7 protein-coding genes, 1 tRNA gene and 1 other RNA gene are annotated in these 10,348 nt (G+C 71.2%); 5 read left to right on the forward strand and 4 right to left on the reverse strand.

The features are described 5' to 3' along the window. Nucleotides 1–250: 250 nt before the first annotated feature. The 3 genes from rnpB to QZ433_RS00975 form a co-directional block, all read right to left on the reverse strand. An RNA gene (gene rnpB, locus QZ433_RS00965) (RNase P RNA component class A) lies at nt 251–615 on the reverse strand. 46 nt (nt 616–661) lie between these two features. After that, on the reverse strand, nt 662–2,368 hold the full coding sequence (locus QZ433_RS00970; protein WP_295779585.1) for a bifunctional 3'-5' exonuclease/DNA polymerase: 1,707 nt from the start codon (nt 2,366–2,368) through the stop codon (nt 662–664). Nucleotides 2,369–2,383: 15 nt separating this feature from the next. Beyond that, the gene (locus QZ433_RS00975; protein ID WP_295779586.1) at nt 2,384–3,112 is read right to left on the reverse strand and encodes a C4-type zinc ribbon domain-containing protein; all 729 of its coding nucleotides are present in this window, start codon (nt 3,110–3,112) and stop codon (nt 2,384–2,386) included. Between the two features lie 100 nt (nt 3,113–3,212). Between QZ433_RS00975 and QZ433_RS00980 the strand changes: the two genes are divergently transcribed. Further along, nucleotides 3,213–3,285, forward strand: a tRNA-Val gene (locus tag QZ433_RS00980). Nucleotides 3,286–3,287: 2 nt separating this feature from the next. On the opposite strand, the gene QZ433_RS00985 is transcribed toward QZ433_RS00980, so the two are convergent. Continuing rightward, nucleotides 3,288–3,983 (reverse strand): DUF1345 domain-containing protein, encoded by a 696-nt coding sequence (locus QZ433_RS00985; RefSeq protein WP_295779587.1) that lies wholly within the window; start codon nt 3,981–3,983, stop codon nt 3,288–3,290. A gap of 263 nt (nt 3,984–4,246) precedes the next feature. Here QZ433_RS00985 and aceE point away from each other — a divergent pair, with 263 nt between their 5' ends. The 4 genes from aceE to QZ433_RS01005 form a co-directional block, all read left to right on the forward strand. After that, nucleotides 4,247–6,973 carry a pyruvate dehydrogenase (acetyl-transferring), homodimeric type gene (gene aceE, locus QZ433_RS00990; RefSeq protein ID WP_295779588.1) on the forward strand — a complete coding sequence of 909 codons (2,727 nt, stop codon included), beginning with the start codon at nt 4,247–4,249 and terminating at the stop codon, nt 6,971–6,973. Between the two features lie 86 nt (nt 6,974–7,059). Then, nucleotides 7,060–8,271, forward strand: a complete 1,212-nt coding sequence (locus tag QZ433_RS00995; RefSeq protein ID WP_295779591.1) for a CdaR family transcriptional regulator — start codon at nt 7,060–7,062, stop codon at nt 8,269–8,271. Nucleotides 8,272–8,464: 193 nt separating this feature from the next. Beyond that, the gene (locus QZ433_RS01000; RefSeq protein WP_295779589.1) at nt 8,465–9,385 is read left to right on the forward strand and encodes an ACP S-malonyltransferase; all 921 of its coding nucleotides are present in this window, start codon (nt 8,465–8,467) and stop codon (nt 9,383–9,385) included. Next, nucleotides 9,382–10,348, forward strand: a 967-nt coding sequence (locus tag QZ433_RS01005; RefSeq protein WP_295779590.1) for a beta-ketoacyl-ACP synthase III, incomplete at its 3' end; no start/stop codon positions are given. The genes QZ433_RS01000 and QZ433_RS01005, both read left to right, overlap by 4 nt.

Consider the following 10,348-nt stretch of genomic DNA (forward strand, 5'->3'; position numbering starts at 1 on the left):
AGGCCCCCGGGGACACCGAGCGGTGCGGCATCAGCGGCGACCGCATAAGGATCGGATAGGACGGGGCGGCAGGTGAGTGAGACGTCGGCGCGGTCGACCCCGTGGGCTCGTGATCGGAGGAGGCCGAGCGGGCGCGCCCGCGCCAGCGGCTTGTCCGATAAACGGCCACACGTTGACTGGCGCGGCGGATGCCGCCCGCCCAGACGGCGCGCGTGAGTCGCGAGGACACCGCGATCTACTCCACGAGGGGCGAATGGGCCGGCCTGTACGCCGGGTTCTGTCCGGGGGCGTGAGCCCCGTGGACGGTCATCTCTCTCGGCGACACGTTGCCGTGCCGCTCCAGCGGCCTACCCGGGGACTCGGCGAGCCGCGTCGTCATCCCCTGTCTGGCCTTGCTCCGGACGAGGTTTACCTCGCGGGTCGTGTCACCACGACCCCGGTGGTCTCTTACACCACCCTTTCACCCTTACCTGCGCCGTGAGGCGCGGGCGGTCTGCTCTCTGTGGCACTGTCTCGCGGATTGCTCCGGGTGGGCGTTACCCACCGTCCTGCCCTGTGGAGCCCGGACGTTCCTCGGCGCGGGCGAACCCGCGACGCGACCGTCCAGCCGACCCATTCGCGAGGTCGAGTCTACCGGCGCGGCGGGATCGGCCCCGACGGCTCACCCCTTCTCGGCGGTGTCGCCGATGCGCAGGTCCAGGGGGAAGTCGATGGGGAACGTTCCGAACAGCAGTCGCCCCGCCGTGGCGGCGGCCTCGCGGACCGCGTCGGCGACCGCATCCGCCAGCTCGACGGGGGTGTGCACGACGATCTCGTCGTGGAGGAAGAACGCGAGGTGCGGCCGGCGCGCGAACACCGGACCCGACGCCGCGGCCGGGGGGACGGCATCCGGGACCGAGAACTCGGCCAGACGGGTGCGCAGGTCGGCCAGCCACGCCAGTGCCCACTCCGCGGCAGTGCCCTGCACGACGAAGTTGCGGGTGAAGCGTCCGCGGTCGCGCGCGGCCCGTCGTGCGCGCGTCTCATCGATCCCGGATGCCGCCGACCCGCTCGCCTGCGATTGCACCAGACGCCACATCTCCCCGGCCGCGGGCGAGGTGCGACCGAGCCACGTGTGCACGACGCCGCCGTCCTCTCCCGCCCGCGCGGCCTGGTCGACGAGGCCCATCGCCCGGGGGAAGGTGCGGCGCAGACGCGGAAGGAGCCGGCCGCTCTCGCCGGTCGTGGCACCGTACATCGCGCCCAGCATCGCGAGCTTGGCCTCGGCGCGGCTCGCCACCGCGCCCCTCTCGACGATGCCCGCGTAAAGATCGCGACCGGCCGCGGCCTCGGCGAGGGCGGTGTCGCGCGCCATCGCCGCGAGGACGCGTGGTTCGAGCTGCGCGACGTCGGCCGTCACGAGCGTCCAGCCGGGATCCGCGCGCACGGCGGCGCGCAGCGATCGGGGGATCTGCAGCGCCCCTCCCCCGGACGATGCCCAACGCCCGGTGACCACTCCGGCGGGCACGTAGACGGGGCGGAACCGATCCTCGCGCACCCACTCGTCCAGCCATGCCCAGCCGTTCGCCGTGTACAACCGCATGAGTTTCTTGTAGGCGATCAGGGGCGCGACGGCGGGGTGGTCGTGCTCGGCGAGCTCCCACCGCGAGGTCGACTGCACGAGCAGTCCCGCGCGGTGCAGCGCGCGCAAGAGCTTCGGCTGCGAGTCGAGCGACACGGACGCATCGCCGAGAGCGGTGCGGACGGCCTCGGCGGCACGCTCGATGCGCTCGGGTGGACCGCCCGCGCGTCGCGCTCCGAGCTCGCGCTCGAGCAGCGCTTCGTGCGCAGCGCGGCTGTACGGAACACCGGCAGCATGCAGTTCGGCGGCGATGAGCGCCCCCGCGGACTCGGCCGCGCACAGCAACCGCAGCGCGCCCGCCGAGGCGCTGTCGCGGATGACGGCGAGCTGACGGCCGTACTCGGCGGCGGCGGCGTCGAGGGTGTCCGGGATCCCGGATGCCGCCTCACCCAGGTCGAAGAGCGTGTCGCCGGTCGTGGGGGCGGATGAGGTGGCATCCCACTCGACGTGGGCGCGCAGGCCGTGATCGTCGCTCACCGAGACGGCGTCGCGCAGGATGCCGTGCACCAGCCGCAGGTCCCAGGCCCGGGCGATACGCACTCCGGCGTCCAGCAGTCGTGGCGCCAGACTCGCGGTGTCGGCCCACACCCAGCGTGTGTCGCGCTGCGCCTCGCGTGCGGCGACGGTCTGCGGGAGCCGGTCGATCGGGACCTCGACGGAGGTCGTCGGCGCGCCCGTGGCATCCGTGTCGACGAGGGCGAACCGGTCGCCGCTCGTGCGCCCGACGACGACCGTGTCAGACGGCACGGACGCCGGTGGGGGTCATCGCGATTCTTCGGTGCGGACCAGGATGGCGCCGCACTCGGGGCAGAACACGACCTCGTCGGTCTGAGCGCGGCGCACGGTGGCCAGGTCGCTGGGCGGCAGCACCATGCGGCAGGCCTCGCATGCGCCGGCGCGCAGCAGACCCGCGCCGTTGCCGCGCGAGGCCAAGCGCTCGTAGAGACCGAGCAGGTCGGCGGGCACGGACGCGGCCACCGCGTCGCGGTCACGGCGCGCGCCCTCGAGGCGGGTGGTGGCCTCGGCGACGGTCGACTTGGCGTCAGCACTCAGCTGCGCCCCCTGTGCGTTGGTGTCGGCGATCAGCGCCTGCTGCTCGGCGACCGCGGCGTCCGCGGCCTCGAGGCGTTCCATGAGCGCGATCTCGATGTCCTCGAGGTCGCCCTTGCGGCGCGTCAGCGACGCCAGCTCGCTCTCGAAGCCCTGCGCCTGCTTGGGGTTGGTCGAGGCCGCGAGGCGCTCGGTGTCGCGCGCGATGCGTGCGTCGACGACCGCGACGTCGGACTCGAGGCGCTTCAGCTCGGCGGTGATGTCGTCGCGCGTGTTGGCGCGCGCCGACAGCTCTTGCGTGAGCGTCGCCCGCTGCGCGATGAGCTCGCGCACACGCTCGGCCTGCGGCGGGTTCGCCGCGACGCGCTCGTCGCGGCGGATGCGGGCGTCGAGGTCGGCGAGATCGAGCAGTTTGCGCTGGTCGGCGGGATCGGCATTCACGTGCTCAACGCTACCCCGGGCCTCCGACATCCGCGGCACGCCCGTGCGCCGCCCCGTGGCGCGGTCCGACGGACGCGCGGCGGTAGACTCATGGCATCCCGGGCCTTTAGCTCAGCTGGTAGAGCGCCACGTTTACACCGTGGATGTCGTCGGTTCGATCCCGGCAGGGCCCACCTCAGTTCAGGATGTTGACGCTGCGCGCGATCACCAGCGCCAGCAGCACGAAACCCGAGATGGCCTGCACCATCATGAAGAGCTTCGCGCGGCTGGTGAGCGGCATCACATCGGTCGGGCTGAAGGCCATCGCGTTGGATGCCGAGAAGTACAGGTAGTCCACGTACCCGGGCGCCCAGTCCTCGACGTCCGAGGAACGGCGCGCGACCTCGCTCACGGCGTCGCGGTCCGAGTCCTGCGGGAACTGGAAGTCCGCGGCCGGCAGTTCCTCGCGCGCGTCGCGGCGGCGGGCGATCGGCCCTCCGCGGTCCATCTCCCAGTACACGACCGCATAGCCGATGACGTTGATCGCCCACACCTGGGCCGCTCCGAGCAGCGTCGCCGCTCCACTTCCCTCGCCGCGCAGCAGCTGCTGCAGCAGCAGCACCAGAGCGACCTGGTTGGCGATCAGCAGCAGGGCGGTGAACGCGATCGCGAAGCCGCGTCCGAGGCGCGAGGGCCTGGTCAGTCGCGACGGGTTGGTCACCACCATCGGGATCAAGCACAGCGCGCCGACCCCGACGACGATGTACCTCAGGATGCCGGACGCCTCGCTCGGCAGGAAGGCGTAGAGTCCCGCGCCGACGGCGAGGGCGATCAGCACCGGCCACCGGTGCTCGGGGCGGGTGCGGAACCCCGCGGGATCCTGGGTGCTCACGGGCTCAGGCTAGACCGCGCGGGACGCCTCTTCTTCGGCGACGGCGAGGCCGTGGCATCCCTCATCAGGAGTTCATCGGCGGCGCACGACATCTCGACATCGAGCAGACGGGACGACGAGATCGCCGTGGCGTCGTCCGCGCGCATCCGATGTCGGCGCGACTCGCTAGGCTGGACGTTGGTTGATTGTGCGGAGCGAACAAGGGTTGCCGCACTCGTATGGCGATTCTCTGGCATGACCTGCCAGACGACGAAAGGTCTTCCGTGACTGTTCACGACCAGGATCCGTATTCGCAGGGGCCGCAGGACAGCGACCCGGAAGAGACCGGGGAGTGGCAGGAATCCCTCCGCCAGCTCGTCCAGGCCAAGGGTCCGGCTCGCGCTCGCGAGATCATGCTGAGCCTGCTCAAGGGCTCGAAGGAACTGCACCTCAACGTGCCGATGGTTCCGACCACCGACTACATCAACACCATCTCGCAGAAGAACGAGCCCGACTTCCCCGGTGACGAGGAGCTCGAGCGCCGCTACCGCAAGTGGATCCGCTGGAACGCTGCGGTCACCGTGCACCGCGCGCAGCGCCCGGGCATCGGCGTCGGCGGCCACATCTCGACGTACGCCTCGTCGGCGGCCCTCTACGAGGTGGGCTTCAACCACTTCTTCCGCGGCCTGGACGACCCGTCCGGCGGCGACCAGATCTTCATCCAGGGTCACGCCTCGCCCGGCGCCTACGCCCGCGCGTTCCTCGAGGGACGACTGACCGAGGCCCAGCTCGACGGCTTCCGTCAAGAGAAGTCGGCAGCGCCCCACGGCATCCCCTCCTACCCGCACCCCCGTCTCATGCCGGAGTTCTGGCAGTTCCCGACGGTGTCGATGGGTCTGGGGCCGATCAACGCCATCTACCAGGCGATGTCGAACAAGTACCTGTCGAACCGCGGGATCAAAGACGTCTCCGACTCCCACGTGTGGGCCTACCTCGGCGATGGCGAGATGGACGAGGTCGAGAGCCGCGGCCAGCTCCAGGTCGCCGCCAACGAGGGTCTCGACAACCTGACGTTCATCATCAATTGCAACCTGCAGCGCCTCGACGGACCCGTCCGCGGTAACGGCAAGATCATCCAGGAGCTCGAGAGCTTCTTCCGCGGTGCCGGCTGGAACGTCATCAAGGTCGTCTGGGGTCGCGAGTGGGACGACCTGCTCGCCCGCGACACCGAGGGTGCGCTGCTGAACCTGATGAACACCACGCCCGACGGCGACTACCAGACGTACAAGGCCGAGAACGGCGCGTACGTCCGCGAGAACTTCTTCGGACGCGACCCCCGCGCCCTCGAGCTCGTCAAGGACTACACCGACGAGCAGGTCTGGGGTCTCAAGCGCGGTGGCCACGACTACCGCAAGGTGTTCGCGGCGTTCAAGGCCGCCAAGGAGCACAAGGGCCAGCCCACCGTGATCCTGGCCAAGACCATTAAGGGCTACGGCCTCGGCCCCCACTTCGAGGGCCGCAACGCCACGCACCAGATGAAGAAGCTGACGCTCGACGACCTCAAGTCGTTCCGCGACGCGATGGACATCCCCGTCACCGACGCGCAGCTCGAAGAGAACCCGTACCAGCCGCCGTACTACAACCCCGGTGAGCAGGACGAGACGATCAAGTACATGCTCGAGCGTCGTCGCGAGCTCGGCGGATTCCTTCCCGAGCGGCGCACGACGCACGTTGGTCTGGAACTGCCCGGGGATGCCGCGTACGCGCTGCCCAAGAAGGGCTCCGGCACGCAGGACGTCGCCACCACGATGGCGTTCGTCCGCCTGCTCAAGGACCTGCTGCGGGTCAAGGGCTTCGGTCACCGCATCGTGCCGATCATCCCCGACGAGGCGCGCACGTTCGGTATGGACGCGTACTTCCCGACGGCGAAGATCTACAACCCCAAGGGGCAGCACTACACCTCGGTGGACCGCGAGCTGCTGCTGGCGTACAAAGAGAGCCCCGAGGGGCAGATCATCCACGTCGGCATCAACGAGGCGGGCGCCCTGGCGGCGTTCACCGCGGCCGGTACGGCGTACGCGACGCACGGCGAGCCGCTCATCCCGGTCTACGTCTTCTACTCGATGTTCGGCTTCCAGCGCACGGGCGACGCCCAGTGGGCCGCCGGCGACCAGATGGCGCGCGGCTTCATCATCGGCGCCACGGCCGGTCGCACCACACTGACGGGTGAGGGTCTGCAGCACGCGGACGGGCACTCGCAGCTGTTGGCGTCGACGAACCCCGCGACCGTGTCGTACGACCCGGCTTACGGGTACGAGATCGCGCACATCGTCCGCTCGGGCATCGAGCGGATGTACGGCGGCGAGCACTCCGACCCGAACGTCATGTACTACATGACCGTGTACAACGAGCCCTACGTCCAGCCCGCCGAGCCCGAGGGCGTCGACGTGGACGGCATCGTCCGCGGCATCCACCACATCTCCACCGGCGAGGGCGACGGCCCCCGCACGCAGCTGCTCGCCTCGGGCGTCGGTGTGCCGTGGGCGCTCGAAGCTCAGCGTCTGCTGAAGGACGACTGGAACGTGAAGGCGGACGTCTGGTCGGTCACCTCGTGGTCGGAGCTGCGCCGCGACGGCCTCGCCGCCGACGAGCACAACTTCCTGCACCCCGACGAGGAGCCGCGCGTGGCGTACCTCACCGACAAGCTGAAAGAGGCCGAGGGTCCCGTCGTGGCCGTCAGCGACTGGATGCACGCGGTGCAGGACCAGATCCGCCAGTGGGTCCCGCAGAACTACTGGACGCTCGGAGCCGACGGCTTCGGCTTCTCGGACACCCGCGCTGCGGCCCGTCGCTTCTTCAAGATCGACGGCCCCTCGCTCGCGGTGCGCGCCCTGCAGGCACTCGCCGAAGAGGGCAAGGTCGACCGCGCCGTCGTCGGCCAGGCCATCGAGAAGTACCGCCTGCACGACGTCAATGCCGGCACCAGCGGCAACGCGGGCGGCGAGGCCTGATCCACGTGAGGTCCTCCACCGACGGGCCCGGTTCCGCCCCCACGGGCGGGGCCGGGCCCGACCGGTCCGCGGCTGTCGCGGCCGAGGTGGCGCAGGAGAAGGCCGAGACGCTCGTCTGGCTGCGCCGCATCTCGGGCGATCTCGCCACCGCGACCATCCAACGGCTCGAAGAGACGCTGCCCTGGTACGCCGAGATGCCGCCCGCTCGGCGCTCCGCGGTCGGGCTCGTGGCGCAGGCCGGCATCACGTCGTTCCTGAAGTGGTTCGAGGAGCCCGCGTCGACCCCCGCGATCGCCGCCGACATCTTCGCCGCCGCCCCCCGCGAACTGTTGCGCAGCGTGAGCCTCACCCAGACCCTGCAGCTCGTCCGCGTCACCGTCGAGGTGATGGAGGAGCGCGTCGCCGGCCGCAGTGAGCGCGTCCGCGAGGCGATGCTGTCGTACTCGCGCGAGGTGGCGTTCGCCGCCGCCGACGTCTACGCGCGCGCCGCCGAGGCGCGCGGGTTGTGGGACGCCCGTCTCGAGGCGCTCGTGGTCGACTCGATCCTCACCGGCGAGGCCGATGACGAACTGCCCAGCCGCATCGCCGCCCTCGGCTGGCACGGCCACGGCGAGGTGTCGGTGCTCGTGGGTACGACTCCCCCGCAGTTGGACGTCGACCAGGTGCGCCGCACCGCCCGCAAGCTCGGCGTCGATGTGCTGATCGGGGTGCAGGGCTCGCGCCTCGTCCTGGTGCTGGGACGCGCCGACCTGCCGGCGCGCGCGGGCGACGACGTGACCGAGCTGGCGTTCACCGAGATCGCCAAACGTCTCGAGCCGAGCTTCGGCTCCGGGCACCTGGTGCTCGGACCCGCCGTGCCCGCCCTCGTCGACGCGGGCCAGAGCGCCCGCGCCGCCCTCGCCGGCTTCGCCGTCGCCCGGGCGTGGCGCCACGCCCCGCGTCCCGTCGAGGCCGACGACCTGCTGCCCGAGCGGGCTCTCGCGGGAGACGCGGTCGCCAAGCAGACCCTCGTCGACCGCGTCTACCGCCCCCTGCAGGCGCACAGCGCCGACCTCGTCACGACGCTCTGGAGCTACCTCGACAACGGCCGGTCCCTCGAGGCGACGGCACGCGAGCTGTACGTGCACCCGAACACGGTGCGGTACCGCCTGAAGCGCGTGTCTGAGGTGATCGGATGGGATGCCACCGGCCCCCGCGAGGCGCTCATCCTGCAGACGGCGCTCATCCTGGGCTCGATCGGCACCGACGCGACACGCCGCCGCGGCCTCGCCGGTAGGCGTCCCGTCTCTCCCCGCTGACCCCGCCCCCGCCCCCCGGGGCCCCCCTTGATCGAGTGTCCAGAACACGCCGCCAGCGGCTCACGCTGCCCGGCGTGTTCTGGACTCGCGACGGGGGTGGAGCCGGGCTGATGCACGGCGCGCACAAAGACACGCCGCATATCTGTGTCGATATCTCCAGAAGCGGGCGCTCGATCCTTGGCAGGATGGAACGGTGATCATCGCCGTCTTCCCCGGACAGGGTTCGCAGACCCCCGGTTTCCTCTCGCCCTGGCTCGAACTCGACGGGGCGCGCGAGCGTCTCGAGGCGTTCTCGGAGCAGGCCGGCGTCGACCTCGTCGCGGCCGGGACGGAGTGGGATGCCGATCGCATCCGCGACACCGCGGTCGCCCAGCCTCTCATCGTGGCGGCGAGCCTGCTGTCGTGGTCGGCCCTGCAGAAGGGTTCCGACGCGGCCGTCGCCGGTGTCGCGGGGCACTCGGTCGGCGAGATCGCGGCGCTGGCGGCATCCGGTGTCCTCCGCGACGACGACGCGCTGCGCCTGGTCGGACTGCGCGGGCGGGCGATGGCCGAGGCCGCCGCGGCCGTCGAGACGGGCATGAGCGCCGTCGTCGGCGGGGACGAGCAGGCCGTGCTCGATCGCCTCGCGGAACTCGGGCTCACCCCCGCCAACTACAACGGTGGCGGACAGATCGTCGCCGCCGGCGAGCTGCCCGCCCTGTCGGAACTGGCGGGCGAGGCCCCTCGCGCCGCTCGGGTCATCCCGCTGCAGGTCGCGGGCGCCTTCCACACCCGTTTCATGGAGCCCGCCGTCGAGACGCTGCGCTCCGCCGCGGCCGAGGTCGAGGTGTCCGACCCCGAGACCACGCTCTGGACGAACTCGGACGGTTCGACCGTGACCGACGGGCGTCGCGCCCTCGACCTTGTCGTCGCGCAGGTCGCCTCTCCCGTCCGCTGGGACCGCTGCATGGCCTCGTTCGCCGAGCACGGCGTGACCGGCATCATCGAACTGTCGCCCGCGGGCGCGCTCACGGGGCTCGCGAAGCGCGCCCTGCGCGGCACCCCGACCGTGGCGGTCAAGACCCCCGACGACCTCGACGCGGCCGTCTCACTCCTGAAAGAAGACCAGGCATGAGCACCCCCACCCTCCGTCAGCCCCAGGGCGCGGCGCACACCCGCATCTACGCCTACGGCGCCGCTCGCGGCGAGAAGGTCGTCCCCAACGACGACCTCGTCGGGCCGATCGACTCCAGCGACGAGTGGATCCGCCAGCGCACCGGCATCGTCACGCGCGTGCGCGCCGACAAAGAGACGGATGCCATCGACCTGGCCTCCGAAGCCGCGCGCGAGGCCGTCGAGAAGTCCGGGGTCTCCCCCGACGACATCGACGCCGTGATCGTCGCGACCATCAGCAACCCGAAGCAGACGCCCTCGGCGTCCGCGATCGTCGCCGACCGCATCGGCGCCAACCCCGCCGCGGCGTACGACGTCAACGCCGCGTGCGCCGGCTTCGCCTACGGCGTGGGACAGGCCGACGCCCTCGTGCGGGCGGGCCTGGCGAAGCACGTCGTCGTGGTGGGCGCCGAGAAGCTCAGCGACATCGTCGACCCCACCGACCGCAGCATCTCGTTCCTGCTCGGTGACGGCGCGGGCGCGGTGGTCGTGGGCCCGAGCGACACCCCCGGCATCGGACCGACCATCTGGGGCTCCGACGGCTCCAAGGCCGACGCGGTGGGCATGAACGCCACCCTGAACGAGTTCCGCGACGGTACGGCACCGTGGCCCACCCTCCGCCAGGAGGGCCCGACGGTCTTCCGCTGGGCCGTGTGGGAGATGGTCAAGGTCGCGCGCCAGGCGATCGAGGCCGCGGGCATCGAGCCCGCCGACCTCGCCGCCTTCGTTCCGCACCAGGCGAACATGCGCATCATCGACGAGTTCGCCAAGCAGCTCGGCCTGCCCGAGACGGTGGTCATCGGTCGCGACATCGAGACCACGGGCAACACCTCCGCGGCATCCATTCCGCTCGCCACCCACCGCCTGCTCGAGGAGCACCCCGAGCTCAGCGGCGGGTTGGCGCTGCAGATCGGCTTCGGCGCCG

This window comes from uncultured Microbacterium sp. (assembly GCF_913776565.1).
Taxonomy (GTDB): Bacteria; Actinomycetota; Actinomycetes; order Actinomycetales; family Microbacteriaceae; genus Microbacterium.